23 protein-coding genes are annotated in these 22,877 nt (G+C 74.0%); all 23 read left to right on the forward strand.

The genetic code is table 11. The features are described 5' to 3' along the window. The coding region (locus Ari01nite_RS48290) for a non-ribosomal peptide synthetase (RefSeq protein ID WP_203791357.1) at positions 1 to 2,969 on the forward strand (2,969 nt) is incomplete at its 5' end. Then, entirely contained in the window at positions 2,966 to 3,193 is a 228-nt protein-coding gene (locus Ari01nite_RS48295) for an MbtH family protein (protein ID WP_203791359.1), read from the forward strand. The genes Ari01nite_RS48290 and Ari01nite_RS48295, both read left to right, overlap by 4 nt. Positions 3,194 to 3,221: 28 nt before the next feature. Then, entirely contained in the window at positions 3,222 to 3,740 is a 519-nt protein-coding gene (locus tag Ari01nite_RS48300; protein ID WP_203791361.1) for a flavin reductase family protein, read from the forward strand. 15 nt (positions 3,741 to 3,755) lie between these two features. Then, entirely contained in the window at positions 3,756 to 5,291 is a 1,536-nt protein-coding gene (locus Ari01nite_RS48305; RefSeq protein WP_203791363.1) for a tryptophan halogenase family protein, read from the forward strand. 28 nt (positions 5,292 to 5,319) lie between these two features. Continuing rightward, the gene (locus Ari01nite_RS48310) at positions 5,320 to 5,589 is read left to right on the forward strand and encodes an acyl carrier protein (RefSeq protein WP_203791366.1); all 270 of its coding nucleotides are present in this window, start codon (positions 5,320 to 5,322) and stop codon (positions 5,587 to 5,589) included. 30 nt (positions 5,590 to 5,619) lie between these two features. Next, positions 5,620 to 6,855 carry a beta-ketoacyl-[acyl-carrier-protein] synthase family protein gene (locus tag Ari01nite_RS48315; protein ID WP_239163684.1) on the forward strand — a complete coding sequence of 412 codons (1,236 nt, stop codon included), beginning with the start codon at positions 5,620 to 5,622 and terminating at the stop codon, positions 6,853 to 6,855. Beyond that, a complete protein-coding gene (locus Ari01nite_RS48320) occupies positions 6,855 to 7,976 on the forward strand; it encodes a beta-ketoacyl synthase N-terminal-like domain-containing protein (RefSeq protein WP_203791368.1) in 1,122 nt (373 codons plus the stop codon). The genes Ari01nite_RS48315 and Ari01nite_RS48320 overlap by 1 nt, the downstream gene beginning before the upstream one ends. Next, a complete protein-coding gene (locus Ari01nite_RS48325; protein ID WP_203791371.1) occupies positions 7,976 to 8,905 on the forward strand; it encodes a beta-ketoacyl synthase N-terminal-like domain-containing protein in 930 nt (309 codons plus the stop codon). Before Ari01nite_RS48320 ends, Ari01nite_RS48325 begins: the two co-directional genes overlap by 1 nt. Beyond that, entirely contained in the window at positions 8,902 to 9,699 is a 798-nt protein-coding gene (locus tag Ari01nite_RS48330; RefSeq protein WP_203791373.1) for an alpha/beta fold hydrolase, read from the forward strand. The genes Ari01nite_RS48325 and Ari01nite_RS48330 overlap by 4 nt, the downstream gene beginning before the upstream one ends. Further along, positions 9,696 to 10,664, forward strand: a complete 969-nt coding sequence (locus Ari01nite_RS48335; RefSeq protein ID WP_203791375.1) for an acyl-CoA thioesterase family protein — start codon at positions 9,696 to 9,698, stop codon at positions 10,662 to 10,664. The genes Ari01nite_RS48330 and Ari01nite_RS48335 overlap by 4 nt, the downstream gene beginning before the upstream one ends. After that, entirely contained in the window at positions 10,661 to 11,809 is a 1,149-nt protein-coding gene (locus tag Ari01nite_RS48340) for a beta-ketoacyl-[acyl-carrier-protein] synthase family protein (RefSeq protein WP_203791377.1), read from the forward strand. Before Ari01nite_RS48335 ends, Ari01nite_RS48340 begins: the two co-directional genes overlap by 4 nt. Then, complete coding sequence (locus tag Ari01nite_RS48345; protein ID WP_203791379.1) at positions 11,806 to 12,711, forward strand: beta-ketoacyl synthase N-terminal-like domain-containing protein; 906 nt, start codon at positions 11,806 to 11,808, stop codon at positions 12,709 to 12,711. Before Ari01nite_RS48340 ends, Ari01nite_RS48345 begins: the two co-directional genes overlap by 4 nt. Beyond that, on the forward strand, positions 12,708 to 13,535 hold the full coding sequence (locus Ari01nite_RS48350) for an SDR family oxidoreductase (protein WP_203791381.1): 828 nt from the start codon (positions 12,708 to 12,710) through the stop codon (positions 13,533 to 13,535). The genes Ari01nite_RS48345 and Ari01nite_RS48350 overlap by 4 nt, the downstream gene beginning before the upstream one ends. Further along, complete coding sequence (locus Ari01nite_RS48355; protein ID WP_203791383.1) at positions 13,528 to 14,670, forward strand: beta-ketoacyl synthase N-terminal-like domain-containing protein; 1,143 nt, start codon at positions 13,528 to 13,530, stop codon at positions 14,668 to 14,670. Before Ari01nite_RS48350 ends, Ari01nite_RS48355 begins: the two co-directional genes overlap by 8 nt. After that, entirely contained in the window at positions 14,670 to 14,942 is a 273-nt protein-coding gene (locus Ari01nite_RS48360; protein ID WP_203791385.1) for an acyl carrier protein, read from the forward strand. The genes Ari01nite_RS48355 and Ari01nite_RS48360 overlap by 1 nt, the downstream gene beginning before the upstream one ends. Further along, positions 14,939 to 15,313 (forward strand): 3-hydroxyacyl-ACP dehydratase FabZ family protein, encoded by a 375-nt coding sequence (locus Ari01nite_RS48365; protein WP_203791387.1) that lies wholly within the window; start codon positions 14,939 to 14,941, stop codon positions 15,311 to 15,313. The genes Ari01nite_RS48360 and Ari01nite_RS48365 overlap by 4 nt, the downstream gene beginning before the upstream one ends. Then, the gene (locus tag Ari01nite_RS48370; RefSeq protein ID WP_203791389.1) at positions 15,310 to 15,798 is read left to right on the forward strand and encodes a 3-hydroxyacyl-ACP dehydratase FabZ family protein; all 489 of its coding nucleotides are present in this window, start codon (positions 15,310 to 15,312) and stop codon (positions 15,796 to 15,798) included. Before Ari01nite_RS48365 ends, Ari01nite_RS48370 begins: the two co-directional genes overlap by 4 nt. A gap of 18 nt (positions 15,799 to 15,816) precedes the next feature. Continuing rightward, the gene (fabG, locus tag Ari01nite_RS48375) at positions 15,817 to 16,587 is read left to right on the forward strand and encodes a 3-oxoacyl-ACP reductase FabG (RefSeq protein ID WP_203791391.1); all 771 of its coding nucleotides are present in this window, start codon (positions 15,817 to 15,819) and stop codon (positions 16,585 to 16,587) included. 1 nt (position 16,588) lies between these two features. After that, positions 16,589 to 17,287, forward strand: coding sequence for a 2-hydroxychromene-2-carboxylate isomerase (locus Ari01nite_RS48380; protein WP_203791392.1), 699 nt, complete (start codon positions 16,589 to 16,591; stop codon positions 17,285 to 17,287). Then, a complete protein-coding gene (locus Ari01nite_RS48385; protein WP_203791393.1) occupies positions 17,278 to 19,041 on the forward strand; it encodes a fatty acyl-AMP ligase in 1,764 nt (587 codons plus the stop codon). The genes Ari01nite_RS48380 and Ari01nite_RS48385 overlap by 10 nt, the downstream gene beginning before the upstream one ends. After that, positions 19,038 to 20,768, forward strand: coding sequence for an acyl-CoA dehydrogenase family protein (locus Ari01nite_RS48390; protein ID WP_203791394.1), 1,731 nt, complete (start codon positions 19,038 to 19,040; stop codon positions 20,766 to 20,768). The genes Ari01nite_RS48385 and Ari01nite_RS48390 overlap by 4 nt, the downstream gene beginning before the upstream one ends. Further along, a complete protein-coding gene (locus Ari01nite_RS48395) occupies positions 20,765 to 22,450 on the forward strand; it encodes an acyl-CoA dehydrogenase family protein (protein WP_203791395.1) in 1,686 nt (561 codons plus the stop codon). Before Ari01nite_RS48390 ends, Ari01nite_RS48395 begins: the two co-directional genes overlap by 4 nt. A gap of 31 nt (positions 22,451 to 22,481) precedes the next feature. After that, complete coding sequence (locus tag Ari01nite_RS48400) at positions 22,482 to 22,742, forward strand: acyl carrier protein (RefSeq protein WP_203791396.1); 261 nt, start codon at positions 22,482 to 22,484, stop codon at positions 22,740 to 22,742. The last annotated feature ends 135 nt before the right edge of the window (positions 22,743 to 22,877 follow it).

The following is a 22,877-nucleotide window of genomic DNA, read 5'->3' on the forward strand; positions in this document are numbered from 1 at the left end:
GTCTGGTCGAGGTGCTCAATCCGGCCCGGTCGCTGTCGAGGCACCCGCTGTTCCAGGTGATGCTGGCCCTGCAGAACACCGACCCGGCCACCGGTGCGGAGCTGCCGGACGTCACGATCACGCCGGAACGGATCAGCACCGGCACCGCCAAGGCCGACCTGGCCCTCTCGGTGACCGCCCGCCGGGACGACGCGGGCCGGCCGGCCGACCTGCACGGCCTGCTCCAGTTCCGCACCGACCTGTTCGGCCGGGCCACGGTGGAGCGGATCGGCCGTGCCCTGGTGCATCTGCTCACCGCCGCGGTGGCGGCGCCGGACGCGGCCATCGGCGGCTACGACGTGCTGGACCCGGCCGACCGCGACCGGCTTCTCGGCGAGTGGATCGACTCCGCCCGCGAGGTGTCCCCGCTGCCGCTGGCCCAGCTGTTCGAAGCGCAGGCGCACCGCGCGCCGGCCGCGACCGCGCTGCTGACCACCGACGCGAGCCTCTCCTACGGCGAGCTGAACGAGCGGGCCAACCGCCTCGCCCGGTTCCTGGTGGACCGCGGTGCCGGGCCGGAACGGGTGGTCGGCATCGCGCTGCCCAGCTCGGCGGAATGGGTGGTGGCGCTGCTCGCCGTGGCCAAGACCGGCGCCGCGTTCGTGCCGATCGACCCTGGCTACCCGGCCGACCGGATCGCCTTCATGCTCGGCGACACCCGGCCGGCCGCGGTGCTGACCACCGCGGAGTTCGTGGGCCGGCTGCCGGTCGACGGCAGTTCGCCGGTGCTGCTGGACGACCCGGAGATCCGCCGGCAGATCGAGTCCCGGCCGGCCGGCGACCTGCCCGCCCGTGGCGCGCTCGACCAGATGGCGTACATCATCTACACCTCCGGCTCCACCGGCCGGCCCAAGGGCGTCGTGGTGCCGCACGAGGGCATCGCCAGCCTCGCCTCGGTGCAGTCCGAGCTGCTCGGCGTCGGCCCCGGCGCCCGGATCCTGCAGCTCGTCTCGTCCAGCTTCGACGCCTCCCTGTGGGACCTGTTCGGCGCGCTGCTCAACGGCGCCACCCTGGTGCTGCCGCCCCGGGACCGGCCGTTCGGCGCCGACCTGGCGCGCTTCATCGAGAGCACGGGCATCACCCACGCGGCCATGCCGCCCACGGTCGTCGCCGACCTGCCGGACGACGGACTGCCGCCGGAGACCGTGATCGTGGTCAGCGGGGAGGCGTGCCCGCCGCCGCTGGCCGAGCGCTGGTCCGGGCGCAACCGGTTCCTCAACGGATACGGGCCCACCGAGGTGACCGTGGGCGCCGTCATCTGGGAGTGCGAGCCCGGCGTGCGGTACCCAGCCGTGCCGATCGGCCGCCCGCTGCACAACAAGTGGGCGTACCTGCTCGACGACAATCTGCAGCTGGTGGCGCCGGGCGTGACCGGTGAGGTGTATCTCGCCGGCACCGGGCTGGCGCGTGGCTACCACAACCGTCCCGACCTGAGCGCGGAACGCTTCGTGGCCGACCCGTTCGGCGCACCGGGCAGCCGGATGTACCGCACCGGCGACCTGGCCCGGTGGACTGCCGACGGCGTGCTGGAATTCGTCGGCCGGGTCGACGACCAGGTCAAGTTCCGCGGATTCCGGATCGAGCTGAGCGAGGTCGAGGCGGCCCTGGACGACCATCCGGCCGTCGCGCAGAGCGTGGCGCTGGTGCGCGAGGACCGGCCCGGCGACCGCCGGCTGGTCGCCTACCTGGTCGCCGCCGAGGGCGCCGTGGCCGACCCGGCGGAACTCCGCCGGCACGCGGCGCAGCGGCTGCCCGGTTACATGCTGCCCTCGGCGATCGTGGTGCTGGACGCGTTGCCGCTGACCGTGAACGAGAAGATCGACCGGCGGTCGCTGCCGGTGCCGGACGACACCGCCCCGGCCGGCCGCGGCCCGCAGAACCCGCGCGAGGAGGTGCTCTGCTCGCTGTTCGCCGAGGTGCTGGGGGTGCCGTCGATCGGCGCCGAGGAGGACTTCTTCGCGGCCGGCGGGCACTCGCTGCTGGTCACCCGGCTGGTCGGCCGGATCCGCGAGACGCTGGGCCGGCCGGTGAGCGTGCGGGACGTCTTCGAGGCGCCGACCGTGGCCGGGCTCGCCCGCCGTGGTGCGGTGGCGGAGGACCGCGGGACGCCGTTCCCGATCCTGCTGCCGCTGCGCTCCGGCGGCGACCGCACCCCGCTGTTCTGCCTGCACCCGGCGCTCGGCATCAGCTGGTGCTACGCCGGTCTGCTCGAACATCTCGGCCCGGACCAGCCGGTGTACGGCGTGCAGGCGCGCGGCATCACCCCGCCGGTGGCGCCACCCGCCGACCTGGACGAGATGGTCACCGAATACTGCGCCGCCATCCGGTCGGTGCCGGGTGCCGGGCCGTACCGGCTGCTCGGCTGGTCCTCCGGCGGGCTGATCGCGCACGCCGTCGCGGTCCGGCTGCAGAGCGAGGGCGAGCGGGTCGAGCTGCTGTGCATAGTGGACGCGTACCCCGCGACGAGCGTGCGCGACGACGACACCCACGAGGACCGGGTGCTGGCCCGGATGACCGCGGAGATCGGCTTCGACCCGGCCGCGCTGTCCGGCGGCGAGCTGGCCCGCTTTCAGGGCTTCCTGCGCGAGCAGAACCACCCGTTCGCCGCGCTGGACGAGGCGGAGCTGCAGGCCGCGGTGAACGTCTACGCCAACGGCATCCGGGTGCTGCGCACCGCCGAGCCCGGGCGTTTCGACGGCGACGTGCTGTTCCTGCGGGCCGGCCAGGTCCCGGCCGGGGGACACCGCTTCGACGTCGGGGCCTGGCAGCCGTACGTCTCCGGCGAGATCGCCGTCACCGACGTGCCGGCCGAACACAAGGACCTGCTGACCGATGCCGCGCCGCGCGCGCTCATCGGCCAGGTGGTGAGAACACATCTCGACGCGGCCGGATCGCCCGGCCGGGTCGCAACCGAGGAGGAATCAGCATGACCAATCCGTTCGAGGACCCGGACGGCAAGTACCTCGTGCTCGTGAACGACGAGCGGCAGCACTCGCTCTGGCCGTCCTTCGTGGAGGTTCCGGCCGGCTGGTCGGTGACGCTGCCGGAGAGCTCGCGGCAGGAGTGCCTGGACTACATCGAGAAGAACTGGACCGACCTGCGCCCCGCCAGCCTGGTGGCGGCCATGGACGGGACGGCCGCGGCCGCCTCGTAGGGCGTGCGCGACCGGGACGGGGGAGGTCATGACAGCGCAACAATTCGACGGCGCAGCGCCGAGCGACGCCCTGGCCGCCGACCTGCGCCCGCTGATGGCGGAGTTTCCGACCGGCGTCGCGGTGGTGACTGCCACCGGCGGGGACGGACAGCCGTGGGGCATGACCTGCACCTCGCTGTGCGGCGTCGCACTGGCGCCGCCCACGTTGCTGGTCTGCCTGCGCGACGGCAGCCCGACCCTGGAGGCCGTGCTCAGCGGGTCCGGCCTCAGCCTGCACCTGCTGCACGACCGGGCCCGGCACGTCGCCGAGTTGTTCGCGTCGGGCGACCGCGACCGCTTCACCCGGGTGCGCTGGGACACGCCGCCGGGGGCCCGCGGTCCGCACCTGGCCGACGTCGCGCTGATGATCGCGGACTGCACCGTGGTGCGGCACGACACCCTCGGCGACCACGTGGTGGTCTACGCGGAGGTCGACCGGGTCACCCGGGAATCCTCCCGCGTTCCGCTGCTGCACGGCCAGCGGCGGTACGCGGTCTGGCCAAGATGAAAAACGGGGAATGACATGATTCGTAATGTCGTGGTGGTCGGCGGCGGCACCGCCGGCTGGATGACCGCCACCTATCTCAACAAGACGTTCGGCGACCGGGTGTCGGTGACCGTGGTGGAGTCGCCGCGGGTGCCCACCATCGGGGTCGGCGAGGCGACGTTCAGCACCGTCCGGCACTTCTTCCAGTACCTCGGGCTGGACGAACCGGACTGGATGCCGTCCTGCGGGGCCGCCTACAAGACCGCCATCCGGTTCGAGAACTGGCGCGGCGTGGGCTCGGTCTTCTACCACCCGTTCGAGCGGTTCCGCACGGTCGACGGTTACGACCTCGCCGACTGGTGGCTGGGCCTGGGCGGCGACCCGGAGTCGCTGCACGACGAGTGCCTGCTCGTGCCGCAGCTGTGCGAGGAGCGCCGGGCGCCGCGGCGCTCCGACGGCCGGCTTTTCGCGGCCGGCCTGCAGGGCAGCTCCTTCCAGGAGGCGGAGCAGCGAGCCCAGTTCCCGTACGCGTACCACTTCGACGCGACCCAGCTGGCCCAGTTCCTCACCACCTTCGGCACCGAACGCGGCGTGCAGCACGTGCTGGCCGACGTCGCCGAGGTGGTCCAGGACGAGCGTGGCTGGATCAGCCACCTGGTGACCGCCGAGCACGGCGAGATCCACGGCGACCTGTTCGTCGACTGCACCGGCTTCCGCGGCCTGCTGATCAACCAGACGCTGGGCGAGAAGTTCACCTCGTTCGAGGACATGCTGCCCAACAACCGGGCGGTGGCGCTGCGAGTGCCGCGGGACATGGCGACCGTCGGCATCAACCCGTACACCACGGCGACGGCCATGGAGGCCGGCTGGATCTGGACCATCCCGCTGTACGGCCGGATCGGCACCGGGTACGTCTACTCCGACAAGTACTGCTCGCCGGAGGAGGCCGAGGCCACCCTGCGCGCGTTCGCCGCGCCGGACCAGCCCGACCTGGTCGCCAACCACATCCGGATGCGGATCGGCCGCAACGAGCGGTCCTGGGTCAACAACTGTGTCGCGATCGGCCTGTCCAGCGGGTTCGTCGAGCCGCTCGAGTCGACCGGCATCTTCTTCATCCAGAACGGCATCGAGCAGCTGGTCCGGCACTTCCCGGACGAGAACTGGTCGCCGGCCCTGCCCGAGGCGTACAACCAGCAGGTCGGCCGGGTGATCGACGGGGTGCGCGAGTTCCTCGTCCTGCACTACCGGGCCGCCGCCCGCAACGACACCCGGTACTGGCAGGACGCCAAGACCCGGGTGCTGCCGCCCGGCATGGCCGAGCGCCTCGACGGGTGGCGCAGCCTGCTGCCCGACGAGAACACCATCTACCCGCACTTCCACGGATTCGAGGCGTACTCGTGGCGGGTCATGCTGCTCGGCCTCGGCGGGCACCCGACGACGCCGCGGCCCGTGCTCGGACACCTCGACCCGGCGCCCGCCCGCCAGGAGCTGGCCCGGCTGCGCGAGGACGCCCAGCAGCTCGTGAAGGAACTGCCGAGCTGCCACGAATACCTGCAACAGCTCAATTCCTGATCCCTTTCGCATCGTCACGGAGGACCAAATGTCCAACTTAGACACCCCGACCACTCTCGACGACACGCAGAAGCAGACGATCCGCGAGATCGTCTCCGAGATCCTCGAGATCGAACCCGAGGAGATGACCGAGACCAGCCTGTTCAAGGAGGACCACGAGGCCGACTCGCTGCTGGCCATCGAGATCCTCGCGGCGCTCGAGCGCACGTTGAAGGTGACGATCGACCAGGCCGAGCTGCCTCGCATGGTCAATCTCGAGGCCGTGTACGCGGTAGTCGCCGAGGCACCGGCCGCCTGACCGGCCGCACACGGGGGAGACGGCAGGGTGATGGGCAACGACCTGGGTATGCCGCGGCGCGTCGTCGTCACGGGCATCGGCGTGGTGAGCAGCATCGGGATCGGCATCGACGACTTCCTGGCCGGACTCCGTTCCGGCCGGAGCGGAGCTGGGCCGATCACCGCGTTCGACACCACGGGATTCGAGTACGCGAACGCGTGCGAGGTACGGGGCTTCGACCCGGCCGCGGCGATCGAGGCCACCGATCCGGCCCGGCTGGGCCGGACCGGGCAGTTCGCCACCTCCGCGGCCCGGATGGCACTCCGCGACTCGTCGATGAGTGTCGGCGAGTTGCGGAGCCGGCGCTCGGTGGTGTCGGTCGGCACCACCAACGGCGAGGGCAGCGATTTCGACAACCTGACCGCCCAGCAGCTGAGCCGCGGCCCGGCCGAGCTGGACGAGCAGGTCGCCGCGCGGGTGAACGCCGGGCGGCTGTCCACCGGCGTCGCCGCCGAGTTCGGGCTCACCGATGTGGAGGCCATCTCCATCCCGACCGCGTGCGCGGCCGGCAACTACGCGATCGGATACGGCTTCGACGCGCTCCGGGCCGGTGACGCCGACGTGGCGATCTGCGGCGGCGCCGACTCGCTGGACCGGAAGACCTTCGCGGGCTTCTACCGCCTCGGCACCATCGCGCCGGAGGTGTGCCAGCCGTTCGACGTCGACCGCAAGGGCATCCTCACCGGCGAGGGCGCCGCGATGCTGCTCATGGAGAGCGCCGACTCGGCCCTGGCCCGCGGCGCGCACATCTACGCCGAGGTGCTCGGGTTCGGGCTGTCCTGCGACGCCCACCACGCGGTCGCCCCGGAGGCGGACGGCCTGGTGCGGTGCATGCGGCTGGCGCACGAGGACGCCGGCGTGAAACCGGACCAGGTGGACTTCATCTCGGCGCACGGCACCGGCACCCGGGCCAACGACGTCACCGAGGCCGCGGCGATCCGGCGCCTGTTCGGCGACCGGCCGCCGCCCACCATCTCGATCAAGTCGATGGTCGGGCACAGCATGGGCGCGGCAAGCGCGGTCGCGGCGGCCGCCTGCGCGCTGGCGATCGACCGGGAATTCATCCCGCCGACCATCCACCACCGCGAGACCGACCCGGAGGTCGGGCTGGACTGCGTGCCCAACCAGGCCCGCGCCCAGAAGCCGCGGGTGGTGCAGAACAACGCCCTGGCGTTCGGCGGCAACAACGCCGTCCTGCTGCTGGGCGAATACCCGGGGACCCGCTGATGTCCGGCGGGATAGCCGGACGGGGCGCGCTGGCCAGCACCGGGCGGACGCCGGAGGAGATCTTCGCGGCGCTCTGCGCGGGCCGCAGCGGGGTCAACACGCCGCGCGCGTTCGACCTGACCAGGTACCGCACCCGGCACGCGTTCGAGATCGACGACCGGCCGCCGGGTGGCGCCGACGTGCCGATGCGCGCCACCGGCTGGCTGCTGGACGCGATCGCGGACGCGCTCGCCGACGCCGGCCTCGCCCCGGACCTCGGCGACGTGCCGGTCCTGGTCGGCACGACCCTGCGCGAACTGCGCTCGGCCGAGCTGGCCTGGCGGCAGCGCACCGGGTTCGACACCGACCGGCTGCACTTCGGCCACGCGCTGCGCGAGCGGTTCGGCGCCACCAACACGTTTACCGTGACCAACGCGTGCGCCGCCTCGCTGTACGTGCTCGGCCTCGGCCTCGACCTGATCGAGTCCGGTCAGGCCGGGACGGTCGTGGTGGCCGGCGTGGACACCATCTCGGAGAGCACCTTCGGGCTGCTCGACCGGTGCTACCCGGCGCCGCCCGAGGCGCTGCGCCCGTTCGACCGGCACCGCCAGGGCATGCTGCAGGGGGAGGGCGCCGCGGCGGTCGTGTTGCGCGGCCCGGGCCACGCCCGGCACGGCCTGCTCCGCGCGGTCAGCATCAACTGCGACGCCTACCACCCGTCCGCCCCCGACGTGGCCGGCATCGCGGCGGCCATGCGGGAGGGCCAGTTCCGGGCCGGCGCCAAGCCGTCCGAGATCGACCTGGTCTTCCTGCACGGCACCGGCACCGAGCTCAACGACCAGGCCGAGGCGCGGGCGATGGCCGAGGTCTTCGGCGACACCATGCCGCCGGCCACGGCGATGAAATGCATGACCGGGCACACCGCGGGCGCGAGCGGTCTGCACAGCCTGATCGCCGGAACGGACTGCATCCGGACCGGATCGGTGCCGGCGATCACCACCTTGCGGGACCCGATGGACGAGGCCGCCGGCCTGCGGCTCGTGCGGGATGCGATGACGGGCGCGGACATCGATCTGGTGCAGGTCCACTCGTTCGGTTTCGGCGGCCTGAACGCGGTCGCGGTACTGGAGAGGGGACGCTGATGCCCGAGGCAGTCATCACCGGCGCCGGCCTGGCCCTCGCCGGCTACCCGGAGGTCGCCGACCTGCTCGGCCCGGTACCGGCGGTCCGCGACGACGACCCGCAGAGCGCGCTGAGCCGCAAGGCGGCGCGGCACAAGGACCGCGCGACCCGGCTCGCCCTGGTCGCCTGCGGCCGGGCGCTCACCGACGCCGGCCTGCCCGCCGGCGGCGAGGCGTCCGACCGGACCGGCGTCGTGGCCAGCTCCAACTACGGGAACCTCGACACGGTGTGCGGCACGGTGGACACCATCGACGAGCACACGTACGCCGGGGCCAGCCCGATGCTGCTGCCGTCGACGGCGAGCAACGTGGTGGCGTCCTGGATCGCGATCACCTACCGGCTGCGCGGCGCCAACCTGACCCTGTGCAACGGCGCCACGTCCGGGCTCGACGCCGTGCACTGGGCCGGCCACCTGGTCCGGGCCGGCCGGGTGGACAGCGTGCTGGTGATCGGGGTGGAACCCGGCAACGACGCGGTGACCGGCCTGGCCGGCGCCCCCGCCTTCGACGGCGCGGTGGCGGTGGTCGTGGAGAGCACCGGCAGCGCGGCGGCCCGCGGCGCCACCGTGCGGGCCGGGATCGGCGGATACGCCCGGCGTGCCGAGTTGCCGGATGCCGTCGACGCTGTCGGTCGGGGCGCCGTCGACCTCTGGTGCGAACCGGAGGGCGGCGCCGCCGCAGCGCCGGTGCCGGTGCGGCACCGGCTGGAGGTGGGCGCGCGGCTCGGCCGGCGGTCCGGCGCGCTCGGCGTGCTGCAGGTAGCGGCCGCCGTCGCCTGGTTCGGCCGGAACCCCGGGTCGACCGCGCTCGCCACCTGCGGCCGCGGCGGCGCCGACCCGGCCGACGCGGCTGCCGCCCTGATCCTCACCGCGCCGGCGGGACCGTCATGAGCACCGGACTGGCCGTCCGGCGCCGCCGCGCCGCAACCGGGCCGGACCCGAAGCGGATCCTGCTGCTGCACGGCCTCGGCGGCTCGCGCAGCGCCTGGGCCCCGCTGGCCGGCCACGCCGCCGGGCGGCTGGAGCTGTGGGAGGCCGAACTGCCGTGGACCGCGACGGGCGACCCGGCCTGGAGCTACCGAGCCGACCCGGGCGAGGCGCTCACCGGGGTGCTGCGCGCGGTGCCGGGCGGGGCCGACGTGGTGGTGGCGCACTCGTTCGCCGCGAACCTGTTGCTGGAACAGGTCAGCCGGGCGACGGTGCCGATGCCCGGGGCGCTCGTGCTCATCTCGCCGTTCTACCGCCCGGATCCGGCCGACTTCGGCTGGACCACCATCGAGTCGTACCTGCACGGCCTCCTGGACATCGTCGAGGAGGGGCTGCGCGTCTCCGCCCCGGTACCGCTCGACGAGCGCATCCGGCGCGGCATGGCTCGCCGGGTGCGGGACCGGATCGGCCCGTACGGGTGGATGCGGTTCTTCGACGCGTACCTGCGCACCCCGCTGCTCGACCTGCGCGACCTGACGCTGCCGACCCTGGTCGTGGTGGGCGCCGACGACCGGGCCGCCACCACGCAGGACGCGACGGCCCTCGCCAAGACCCTGCCGCTGGGCCGGCTGGAGATCCTGCCCGGCTGCGGCCACTACCCCATGATCGAGAAGCCCGGCCCGGTGGCGGAGCTGATCAGCGAATTCGTCGCTGCCGCCGCCCCGGCTCTCGCTGAAACCCCTCAGGAGTCCCGGTGACTGTTCACTTTCTGCCCACCAGCCGTGCCGCGTCGGTCCGGATGACCCTGCAGCCCGCGTACGAGGGCATCAACGTCGGCACCTGGCTCGGCTTCAAGCACGTGAACTACCTGGTCGAGGAGGCTGCGCTGGGCTGGTTCCGGGAGCAGGGCTGGCCGGCCACCAACCTCTATCACGACCACGGTCTGTGCTTCGACGTGGTGGGCATCGACACCCGGATCGTGCAGGCGCTGCGGCTCGACGACGCGGTGCACGCCGACGTCCGCCGGGTGGCCGACGAGCCGGGCGTGCTGGTGCTCAAGGCCGAGCTGCGCACCGCGCCGGACGGGCCGCGGATGGTCAGCGCCACGGTCCGGGTGACGCTGCGCCTCGACCCGCGCGGCGCGGCCGTCGAGCCGGCGCCCGAGCCACTGTCCGCCTTCGTGACCGAGCGGCTCGGCAACCCGGCCGGCGTCATCCCGATCCCGATCGGATACTCCGACCCCGCGGAGGCGCTGGCCGCCTGGCACGCCACGGACGGCCCGCGGCACAACGGCATCGTCTGGCGCAGCACCATTCCGTACTACTTCTGCCACTTCAGCGAGCGGATGCAGATGTCCGGTTACCTCCGGCTGATGGAGGAGGCCAAGCACCGCTTCGTCGCCTCCCGCGGGGTGTCCATCAAGACGCTGCTCGACGAGCACGGCTGGATCCCGGCGGTGCCGCGCTCCCGGCTGACCCTGCTCGGTGAGGCTGAGATGGAGGAGGAGCTGTACACGGTCTACACCGTGACCGAGGTCTTCAAGCGGCTCACCTACACCAGCCGGTTCGACACCTACGTGCGCCGCGGCGGGTATCTGGAACCGACCGCCACCGGTCAGATCACCCACGGCTACGCGAAGCTGAGCGGCCGTTCCGAGTGGGACCTGGTTTCGTTCGACGACCGGCTGCTGGCCGCGCTGCGCGGGTCCGGAGAGCAACCGTGACCGAGGTCGTCGTCACCGGGCTGGGCGCCGTCACCTGCCACGGCACCGGCGTCGGGGCACTGCTTGCCGCGGTCGCCGCGGGCCGGGCCGCGACGCCGGACAAGCTGGCCGACGACGCCGCGTACGTGGGGGCGCCGTTGATCCACGCGGTGCCCGGCCCGGTCGGCGAAGACGGGCGCCGGCGCGCCGGTGCGTTCGCCGCCACGGCCGCGGTCGAGGCCCTCCGGCAGGCCGGGCTGACCGGCGGCGGACCGGGCCGCGGCGGATTGGGCCGCGGCGGATTGGGCCGGGTCGGCGTGGTGCTGGGCACCTGCCTGGGCGACGGGGTGGCCGGCACCGGACCGGACGACGTGGTGTACCGGGTCGCGGCCACCCTGGGCGAACTGCTCGGCCGGGCCGGCCGCAACGTGAGTGTCAGCAACGCCTGCGCGGCCGGCGGATTCGCGGCCGGCATCGCCGCCGACCTGATCCGGGCCGGTGAGGCGGACGTCGTGCTGACCGGTGGCGCGGACGCCTACTCCCGCGTCGGCTGGGCCAGCATGGACCGGCTCGGCGCGCTGGACGACGTGCGCTGCCGCCCGTTCGACCGGGACCGGCGGGGCACCGTGCTCGGCGAGGGCGCGGGCGTGCTCGTGCTGGAGTCGGCGGCGCACGCCGCCGGACGCGGGGCGACCGTGCTGGCCCGGCTGCTCGGCGACGGCTGGAGCTGCGACGCCGGCCACCTGACCGCGCCGGAACCGGACGGCACCCAGATCGTCCGGGCCATCACCGGTGCGCTCGGCGACAACCGCGCGGTCGGCGCGGTGATCCCGCATGCCACCGGCACCCCGCACAACGACCGGGTGGAATCCGTCGCGGTGCGCGAGGTACTCGGCGCGGACGCCGCCCGGACCCCGCTCTACAGCCTGAAGCCGCTGATCGGGCACACCGGTGGTGCCTCCGCCGCGCTCGCCGCGATCGTGGCCGTCGACATCCTGCGCTCCGGCACCGTCCCGGCGAACGCGCCCGTCGAGAACCCCGACCCGGAGTGCGAGGTGTACCTGCCGCAGGACGGGCCGACCCCGCTGCGGCTGCCGCGAGTGCTGGTCAACGCCTACGCCTTCGGCGGCAACAACAGCTCGACGCTGTGGGGGTGCGCGGCATGACGGCGGGACTGTCCCTCGCGGTCACCGGGACCGGGGCGGTACTGCGCCCGGCCGGCGCGCCGGACGACTGGTTCGACGTGGCGGCGGAACTCGGCCGGCGCGGCTACAAATACCTGCCGCCGGGCGCGCACTATCTGCTCGCGGCGGTGCGGCGGGCGCTCGGTGCGCACTCCGCAATGGCCGCCGAACCGGACCGTCGCGGGCTCGCGGTCGGCTGCCACGGCGTCCTCGGCGACCACTACGCCGCCGCCGACCACACCGTGGTCACCGGGCACGCCGACCGGCTCAGCCCGGTCACCGCACCGTTCTTCGCGGTCAACGCGCTGGCCGGCCGGGTCGCGAGCGAGCAGCGGATCCAGGGCTTCACGGTCACCACGACCTCGCCCCGGATCGCCGGCCTGGAGGCGTGGGAGACCGGCGGCCGGGCGCTGCGGGCCGGCCGGTGCGACGTCCTGGTGGTGGCCACCACCGAGCACGGCGCCGGGTCCGCCGACGGTGCCGTCGCGGTCGTGCTGGAGGACGCCGGGCGCGCGGCGGCCCGGGGCGCGGCCGTCCAGGCCCGGTGCTCGGTGCAGACCGGCCTGGTGCCGGCCACCGCGGACGTACCGCGGGAGACCGGGGCGCTGCTGCGGGAACTGGCCCGGCGGCTTGATCTGCCGGCCCGCATCCCGGTGCTGATCGACTCGGACGGCTCGGCGTTCGCCGCCACGGTGACCGGACTGGTCGCCGGGTGGGGCCCGGTGCGTCCGGCGGCGGCCGGCGGGTCCGGCTGCGTGCCGCCGCTGCGCGCCGTCTGTGCGGCCGTCGCGGGGGCGGCCGACACCGTAGTGGTGAGCGCGTCGCGGACCGGGCACGTTGCCGTCGCCCGGGTGAGCGGCGCCGGAGAGGAAACGGGAGCATGACGAATCCACTGCCCGGCGCCTGGGCGCTCATCCTGGGCGCCTCCAGCGGGATGGGCGCGGCCACGGCTCGCGCGCTGGCCGCCGAGGGCGTCCACATCATCGGGGTCCACCTGGACCGGGCCGAGGCCGAGCCGGCCGTCGAGGCGCTGCGGTCCGAGCTGACCGGGTACGGCGTCCAGGCGCACTTCTTCAACATCAACGCGGCCCGGGCGCAGAGCCGGGCCGGTGTGGTCGCCCGCGTCGCGGAGCTCACCGGCGGGTCCGGCGTCCGGGTGCTGCTGCACTCGCTGGCCTTCGGCTCGCTGCTGCCGTACCTGCCGCGGGAGGGCTTCGCCGAGTCGCTGTCCGCCAAGCAGATGACGATGACGCTCGACGTGATGGCGCACAGCCTCGTGTACTGGGTGCAGGACCTGGCCGGTGCCGGCCTGTTGCCGTACGGCGCCCAGGTTTTGGCCATGACCAGCGCCGGCGTGGCGCAGACCCTGCCCAGTTACGGCGCCGTCTCGGCGGCCAAGGCGGCGCTCGAGTCGCACGTCCGCCAGCTGGCCTGCGAGCTGGCGCACCAGGGGGTCGCGGTGAACGCGCTGCGGGCCGGCACGACCATCACCCCGGCACTGCGGCAGATCCCGGAGCACCAGACCTTCGTGGCGCAGGCCGCGTCGGTCAATCCGCACGGCCGGCTGACCGAGCCGGCGGACGTGGCCGAGGCCGTCGTCCTGCTGTCCCGGGCCTCGTCGTCCTGGATCACCGGAAACACCATCGGCGTCGACGGCGCCGAACTCATCTCGGCCGGCACGGCGTGGGGAGCGAACAAAGATGACTGAGGAGAACATCGTCCTGTCCGTCTGGTCGGCGGTGAGCCCGTTCGGGCTCGGCGCGGCCCCGCTGGACACCGGGCTCGCCGCCGGCGCCTCGGCGGTCCGCGCCGTGCCGGACGGTGTCGACAGTGGCCCGTTCCCGCAGGCCGGTCTCGTGCCGTCGTTCGACGCCGCCACCGTGCTGGGGCGCAAGGGCACCCGCGCGATGGACCGGGTCACCGCGCTCACCGTCGCCACCGCCGGCCTGGTGCTGCGCGCCGACGGCGAGCCGGACCCGGCGGAGACCGCGGCGATGGCGCTGGTGCTGGGCACCAGCGCCGGCAGCTACCAGTCCATCGTCGACTTCACCGCGTCGTCGCTGACCGGCGACCGGCCCTACCTGGTCGACCCGGCGCGCTTTCCGAACACGGTGATGAACCGGGCGGCCGGGCAGAGCGCGATCTGGTACGGCATCAAGGGGCCGAACGCCACCGTCGCGGGTGGCCGCCTGACCGGCCTGCTGGCGTTGAACTACGCCGTCCGGCTGTGCCGGCGCGGGCGCGCCTCGACGGTGCTGTGCGGCGCGGTCGAGGAGCTGACCGCCCAGCGCTGCTGGATCGACTGGCACGCCGGCGGCCGGCCGGATCCGGCGACCGTGGCCCCGCCCGCCGAGGGCTGCGCGATGTTCCTCGTCGAGCCGGCGAGCGTGGCCGCCCGTCATGGCCGTACCCCGCTGCTCGAGCTGGCCGGTCTCGGGTTCGGTGCGACGCCGGCCGGTGGCGACCCCGCGACGGCGCTGGCCGGCTGTATCCGGTCCACGCTCGACCGGCACCGGATCGAAACCCCGGACATCGCCCTGCTGGCGCCCGGTTGCCTGCCGGGCGCCCCGGCCGCCGCCGAGCGGACGGCGCTCGACCAGATCCTCGGCACCTCGGCGACGGGCCGCACCGAGGTACGCACCGGCAGCGTGCTCGGCGACACCTCGGCGGCGTCGGCCGCCTTCCAGGTGGCCGGCGTGCTGGCCGCGACCGGCCGCGGCGAGTTGCCGCCCGGCGGCCTGGCCCTGATCACCTCGATCGACCCGAGCGGAACGGTCGGGTGCGCCGTGCTGCGGGCGCCCGCCCGGATTCCCGCCACTGCGAACACTGGAGAGGACAACTGATGACCATTTCCCGGAACACCGCCGCCACCACGCCGGACCTCGAGGAACTGCGCACGATGATCGCCGAGGTGATCGACGTGGACGTCGACGAGGTGACCGACGAGGCCACCTTCGCCGAGGACCTCGAGGTCGACTCGCTGCTCGCGCTGGAGCTCGCGGTGCAGCTGGAGAGCCGGTACGGCGTCAAGGTCGCCGATCACGAGGTCTCCAAGTTCACCGATCTGCGCGCCACCCACCGGCTGCTCAGCGACAAGATGGCGGAGACGCCGTGACCTTCGCCAGCCCGCTCGCCACCCCGGTGACCCTGCTGCACTCGGACGGCGCCTCGGTCGCCGCCCGGGTGCGGCTGGACCACGGGGATCCGGCCTTCACCGGGCACTATCCCGGCTTTCCGGTGCTGCCCGGCGTGCTGGCCGTCGAGTACGCCGGCGCGGCGCTGCGGGCCGCCCGGCCGGAGGGTGCCTGGGAGCTGCGCGGCATCGGCAACGCCCGGTTCCGCCGCCCGATCCGGCCCGGCGATGTGCTCACCATCGACCTGGACCTGACCGAGGCCGGCGACGGCCTGGCGGTGCGGGCCAAGCTGGCCACCGAGGACGGACCGGCGGCCGACCTCCGCCTCGACTACGCGGACGGCCGCGCATGATGGACACCGCCGGCATCGCCGCACACATCCCGCACCGCTACCCGATGCTGCTGATCGACCGGGTGACTGCGGTGACGCCGGGCCGTTCGCTGGTCGCGGTCAAGGCGATCACCGCGACCGAGCCCTGCTACCGCCGGCCCGCCGGCGCCCCGGCGCTGGCCGACTTCCGCTACCCGCCGGCGCTGCTGCTGGAGTCGCTGGCCCAGGCCGCGGTGATCCTGGCGACCTGGACCGAGCCCAACCCGGACGTCTGCCAGGGCCGGCTGGAGCTGGGCGCCTCGTTCCGTGGCGTCCGCTTCCCGGCCCGGGTCTACCCGGGCGACCTCGTCGAGCACCGGATCACCCTGGAGAAGTCCCTCGGCGACACCTCGGTGATCAGCGGCGTCGCCTCGGTCGGCGGCCGGCCGGTGCTCGAGGTCGACCAGTTCGTGCTCGCCATGCGGGACGTGGTGAGTTTCCTGACCCCTGAACTGCAGACCGCCTAGCGCGGCACGGAGGATCTGATGACCGAATCGCTGGAATCCGCCGGCCCGGCCGGCACCCGTCCGGTCGCGGTGGTGACGGGCGGATCGCGCGGCATCGGCCGGGCGATCGTCGAGCGACTGGCCGAGGAGGACTACGACGTCGCCTTCTGCTACCGGTCCGACGGCGGGGCGGCCGAGGCGGTCACCGCGAAGGCGGAGGCGGCCGGCGCCCGGGTACTGAGCCGGCAGGTGGACGTGACCGACGCGGCGGCGGTCCGCGCCTTCATCGCCGAGGCCGAGTCCGGCCTGGGCCCGATCGAGGCGGTGGTCACCTCCGCCGGTATCGTGCGCGACCGGCCGCTGGCCCTGATGGCCGACGACGAGTGGGACGACGTCCTGCGCACCAACCTGGACGGCACCTTCCACGCGGTCCGGGCGGCCCTGATGCCGATGATGAAGCGGCGCCGCGGTTCCGTGGTGACCATCTCGTCGGTGTCCGGCGTGGGCGGCAACGCCAGCCAGACCAACTACGCCGCCTCGAAGGCCGGGATCATCGGCTTCACCCAGTCGCTGGCCAAGGAGGCCGGGCGTTTCGGGGTGCGGGCCAACGTGGTGGCGCCCGGCTTCATCGAGACGGACATGACCGGCGACCTGCCGCCGAAGGTGGTCAAGGAGTTGTTCGCCCGGGTCGCCCTGCGCCGCCTCGGCCGCCCGGAGGAGGTGGCCGACCTGACCGCCTTCCTGCTGTCGTCGCGGGCGTCCTACGTGACCGGCCAGGTGTTCCGGGTCGACGGCGGGATGGTGATCTGAGATGACGGCGAAGACCCCGCGGTTCTTCTTCAGCCTGCGCAGCCCGTACTCCTGGCTCGCCTACCACGACCTCACCGAGCGTCACCCGCACCTGGTCGGCACGATCGAGTGGGTGCCCTACTGGGAACCGAGCCCGGCCACCGCGCAGCTGCTGGCCGACCTGGGCGGCGAGTTCCTTTACACCGAAATGCATAAATCAAAGCAGTTGTACGTCCTGCAGGACGTGCGACGGCTGGCCGGTGCCCGTGGTTTCGCGGTCACCTGGCCGGTGGACAAGGAGCCCGAGTGGGAGGTGCCGCACCTCGCCTACCTGGCGGCCGCGGAACTGGGCCGCGGCCACGACTTCATCCGTGCCGTGCACGAGGCTCGCTGGCAACGGGGGCAGGACATCTGCGACCGGGCCACGGTGGGCCTGATCGCCGAGGAGGCCGGCCTCGACCCCGACCTGCTGGCCGGGGCGCACGAGATCCCACGGATCCGGGCGGCCGGCGTGCGGTTGCTGCTGACCGCCTACCAGACGGGCGTGTTCGGGGTGCCGTTCTTCGCGGCCGGCCGGCAGAAGTTCTGGGGCGTCGACCGGCTCGACGGGTTCCTGCAGGCGATCGGCGCCACGGCGGCACCCGCACCGGCGGCGCCGGAGGTGGCGGTAGCCGGTGCCGGTCGCGGCGGGGACGTGGGGCACGCCGGCGGATGCGGCTGACCGTGGTGGAGAACGATTTCGTGGCCCGGTTCCGGGCGGCGGCCGCGGCGCGGCCGGACCGGCCGGCGCTCATCTACAGCACGGTCGAGGCCGGCCGGCTCAGTGACCAGACGATCCGGTACGACGACCTCGACCGCTCCGCGCGGGAGGTGGCCGTCTGGCTCGCCGACCGGGTGCCGGCCGGCGAGCGGGTGGTGCTCTGCTACCCGTCCGGGCCCGAGTTCGTGCGGGTCTTCCTGGGCTGCCTGTATGCCGGCGTGCTGCCGGTGCCGACCGCGCTGCCCGGCGGCTACCGGCACCATCTGGCGCGCACCGAGGGCATCGTCGCGGACGCGGACGCCACCCTGCTGCTCACCGACCGGGCCAACGCCGGCGACCTGACCCGGCAGCTGGCCGGCGGCCGGCCGGTGCCGGTGGTCGCCACCGACGAGCGGCCGGCGACCGACGCCGACCGGTGGACGCCGCCCCCGGTGCCGCCGGACGGCCCGGCCTTCCTGCAGTACACCTCCGGCTCCACCAGCGACCCCAAGGGCGTGATGGTGTCCCGGGCCAACCTGGTGCACAACCTGCTAGCCGGCCGGGAACTGCTCCGGGTGGGCGCCGATGCGGTGGTGGGCGGCTGGCTGCCGACCCACCACGACATGGGCCTGATCGCGATGACCCTGCTGCCGCTGATGGACGGCGGCACCGCGGTGCACACCGCGCCGATGAACTTCCTGCGCCGGCCGGTCACCTGGCTGGAGCTGATCGACCGGCACGGCATCGCGGTCAGCGCCGCCCCGAACTTCGCCTACGAGCTGTGCCTCAAGCGGATCTCGGAGAGCCAGCTCGACGGCCTGGACCTGTCCCGGTGGATCCGGGCCTGCAACGGCGCCGAGCCGATCGACGCCCGCACCCTGGACCGGTTCGCCGACCGCTTCGCGAGCTGCGGCTTCGACCGGTCGGCGCTGGTGGCCGGTTACGGGATGGCGGAGACGACGCTGTTCGCCGCCGGCAGCGTGCCGGGCCGGCCGCCGGTGGTGACCGCCGCGGACACCCGCACGCTGGAGGCGGACGGCCGGCTCGAGGAGAGCGACGCGGCCACTACGGCGCTGGTCGGCTGCGGCCGCGCGGCCGACCTGACCGTGCGGATCGTCGACCCGGCGACCCGTGCGGTACTGCCGGACGGGTCGATCGGCGAGATCTGGCTGCGCGGGCCGAGCGTCGCGCTCGGCTACTGGGGTCGCCCCGGGCCGACCGCGGCCACCTTCCGGGCGAGCACCGCGGACGGCGACGAGGGCTTCCTGCGCACCGGCGACCTCGGCGTGCTGCGGCACGGCGAGCTGTACGTGACCGGCCGGCTCAAGGAGATGATGATCATCAACGGGCGCAACGTCTACCCGCAGGACGTCGAGCGCGAGGCCCAGGCGGTGCTCGGTGCCGACGTGGTCCGCGCTGCCTGCGCGTTCTCGGTGCCCGCGCCGACCGAGCGCCTCGTGGTCATCGCCGAGGTGCGCACCCGCGGGATGACCGCGGAGGCGCTCACCGGCCTGGCCCGTGACGTCCGCGCCGCGCTGACCACCTCGCTCAACCTGGGCGGCCTCGACCTGGTCATCGCGCGGCCCGGCCAGATCCGCAAGACCACCAGCGGCAAGACGCAGCGGGCCGCGATGCGCCAGCTCTTCATGGCGGGCGAGCTCGACGCGGCACACGAGGCGCTCACCGAGGCGACCGCCAGCCGCTATCGCCGCCCGGTGGCCGGAGCGGTGCGGTGAGCCCGTACCTGGACACCGTCGCCGCGGAGATCGAGGCGCTGCTCGGCGATCCGGCCCGGCCGGCGGCGGTGCTCGCCTGGCCGCGCAGCGCGGAACTGGACCGGGCCGCCGAACTGCCCCTCGACGAGCTGCGCGAGCTGGACCGGCTCGGCCTGCCGGCGTACTACGTGCCGGCCGCGCTGGGCGGCCGGCTCGCCGAGTTCCCGGCGCTGTTCGGCGTGATCCGGACGCTGGCCCGCCGGGACTTCACGGTGGCGCTGGCGCACTGCAAGACCTTCCTGGGATCGGCCTGCGTGTGGGTGGGCGGCAGCGCGGAGCAGACCGCCGGGCTCGCCGCGCGGGTGCTCGACGGCGCGGTGGTGTCGCTCGGACTGACCGAACCGGGGCACGGCAGCGACCTGCTGGCCGGCGAGGTGCGGGCCGAGCCGGCGCCGGACGGCTACCGCCTGCGGGGCACCAAGTGGCTGATCAACAACGCCGGCCGGGCGGACCTGATGTGCGTGCTGGCCGCCACCCGGCCGGAGGCCGGCAGCCGCGGGTTCAGCCTGCTGCTCGTCGACCTGCGCGGGTTGCCGGAACCGGCGTGCACCCGGCTCGGCCGGGAGGCCACCCTCGGCGTGCGCGGCGCCGACATCAGCGGCGTCACGTTCCACGACGCGCCGGTGCCGGCCGGCGCGCTGGTCGGCACCGAGGGCGGCGGCCTGGAGCTGGTGCTGCGCGCCCTGCAGGTGACCCGGACGCTCTGCGCCGCGATGTCGGTCGGCCTGGCCGATCACGCGCTGCGCATCACCGCGACCTTCGCGCGCGAGCACCAGATGTACGGCCGGCCGCTGGCGACTCTGCCGCACGCCGCCCGCAGCCTGGGCGAAGCCGCCGCCGACCTGCTGCTCGCCGAGGCCGTGGGTCTGGTCGGCGCGCGGTCGGTCCACTCGCTGACCGCCGAGCAGAGCGTCATCTCGGCCGCCGTGAAATACCTGGTGCCGACCCGGACCGACCACACCATCATGCAGCTGGCCGAGGTGCTCGGCGCCCGGGCACTGCTGACCGACGCGTACGCCGACGGCCGGTTCCAGAAGATCGAGCGCGACCACCGGATCGTCGGCATCTTCGACGGCAGCACCGTGGTCAACCTGAACGCGATCGTCAACCAGTTCCCGGTGCTGGCCCGCGGCTACCGGCGCCGGGTGGACGAGGCCGGGGTGCGGGCCGCGACCGACCTGGCCGGCCCGCTGCCGGAATTCGTACCGCAGCGGCTGGCGCTGCTGTCCCGGTCCGGATGCAGCCTGGTCAGCGCGCTGCCGGAGACGGTGCGCCGGACGACCGAGCTGGTCGCCGCCGGAGCCGTGCCGGAGCCGTTGGGCCGGCTCGGCTCGCGACTCCTGGCGATTGCCGACGACCTGCACCAGCAGCTCGCCGCGTACCGGCCGACCCGGCGCGTGCCCACCGACGTGCTGGCGCTGGCCGCGCGCTACACCACCGTGTTCGCCGGCGCCGCGTGCCTGCGGCTCTGGCTGGAGAACCGGGCGAGCGCCCCAGCCGGTGTGCTGCTCGGTGGCCCGGCATGGGTGACCGCCGCGCTCAGCCGCCTGCTCACCCAGCTCGGCGAGCCGGAGGAACCGGGCCTGGATCAGGTCTACGACACGCTGCTCACCGCGACATTCGGCCAGCTCGACCGCGGCGTCCCGTTCTCGCTGCTGACCCCGCCGTCGGAAGGAACACCGCGATGACCCCGCCGTCGGCCCTGTCCAGCGTCGTGCCGGATCTCGGCGATCCGTGGGATGCCGGCAACCCGCTCAACTACGCGGCCGTGCTCGCCGCCGACGAGGCGGGCGAGCCGTTCGCCGCGGGGGAGGAGCGGTTGCGGGCGGCCGGCCTGCACCGCCACTTCGTCCCGGCGTCGCTGGGCGGCGAGTTCCGCGGCGCCGACGAGTTCGCCCGGACCATGCGGGCGGTGTTCCGCCGGGACGCCGGGCTCGGCGTCGGCTACGGCGCCACCTCGTTCATCGCGGCGGTGCCGGTGTGGACGGCCGGCTCGCCGGAGCAGCGGCGGGCCATGGCCGAGGTGCTGCTCGCCGGCGGGCGCTGCGCGGCCGCCTTCACCGAGCTCGACCACGGCGCCGACTTCGCCCGGGCCGACGTCGCGGCCCGGCCGGCCGGCGACGGGTGGCGGGTCAGCGGTGCCAAACACCTGATCAACAACGTCGCCCGGGCGGACCTGGTCACCCTGTTCGCCCGCACCGACGAGCGGCCGGGCAGCCGCAGCCACTCCAACCTGCTGGTCGACATGCGCGGCCGGCCCGCCGCCGACTACCGGCTGCTGTCCCGCTACCGGACCAGCGGCATGCGCGGCTGCCTGCTCGGCGGCATCGAGTTCACCGACGCCGCGGTGCCGGCCGGCGCGGTGATCGGGCGGCCGGGCGAGGCGCTGGAGACGGTCTTCCAGGCGTTCCAGATCACCCGGTGCGTGCTGCCGGGCATGGTGATCGGCATCCTGGACAGCCAGCTGCGGCTGGCCATGCGGTACGCCCGCGGCCGCCGGCTCTACGGGCAGGCGGTCGCCGACCTGCCGCACACCCGCACCGTCCTGGCCGGTGCCTTTGTCGACCTGCTGATCGCCGACTGCCTGGCCACCGTCGGCGCGCGGACCCTGCACCTGCTGCCGGGCGAGGGCAGCGTGCTCTCCGCCGCCGTCAAGCACCTGGTGCCCAAGCTGTTGCAGGAGGCCGGTTACGAGTTGTCCACCCTGCTCGGCGCGAGTTACTACCTGCGCGAGGGCGAGCATGCCGCGTTCGGCAAGCACGCCCGCGACCTGCCGGTCGCGGTGCTGGCCCACGCCAGCTCGGCGGTCTGCCTGTCCACCATCATCCCGCAGCTGCCCCGGCTCGCCCGGCGCGGCTGGACGGCTGCGGACGCCGCGCCGCCGCCGGCCGCGCTGTTCCGGCCCGGCGACCTGCTCGGCGAGCTGGAACCGGACCGGCTGGCGGTGCACAACCGCGGTCAGGACAGCCTGACCGCGCTGCTGCGCACCGCACCGGACTGGGCCGGCGACGGCGACGTGCGCCGGCACCTGGAACCGTTCGTGACGGAGCTCGCCGCGCTGGGCGAGAAGGCCGGGCTGCTCGGCCCGCGGGACCAGACCGTGGCGGCCGGCCGGGACAGCTTCACGCTGGCCCACCGGTACAGCGTCGTGCTGGCCGCCGCGGCCTGCGCCGGGATCTGGCGCGAGCACGCCGCGGACGACTTCCTCGGCGACCCGGCCTGGCTGGTCAGCGCCCTGCAACGGCTGCGGGTCAGGCTGGACCGCGCCGCCCGTCCGATCTGGACCGCCACCGCCGCGGTCCCGTCCGCCGTCTACGACGAACTGTCCCACCGCTACGACCAGGACCGCTGTTTCGACCTAGCGGGCTGACCCCCGCGCCGCATTCGATAGGAGCCCACCCGTGACCACCACCACCCGCACAGAGATTGAGATCGCCGACTGGCTGACCGAGCGGGTCGCCTACTACCTGGAGACCCCGGCGGAGGGCGTGGACCGCTCGGCGCAGCTGTCCGATCTCGGGTTCGACTCGGTCTACGCGATGACCCTCAGCGGCGACATCGAGGAGTGGCTGAACATCGAGATCGACGCGACCGTGGCCTGGGACCACCCGACGGTTCTGGCGCTCGCCGGATACCTGCACGAGCGGCTCACCGGCGGGTAGTGGGCTCAGGCCGCCGCCGCGACGCGTTCCGGGGTGGGGGTCCGGCCGGCGTCGGCGTAGCGGGCGGACAGGTTGGTGTAGGCCCGGGAGCGCAGCGCCGCGACCGTGATGACCAGGCCGATCACCCCGGCGGCC

Origin of the sequence: Paractinoplanes rishiriensis, assembly GCF_016862375.1 — a bacterium.
Lineage (GTDB): Bacteria > Actinomycetota > Actinomycetes > Mycobacteriales > Micromonosporaceae > Actinoplanes > Actinoplanes rishiriensis.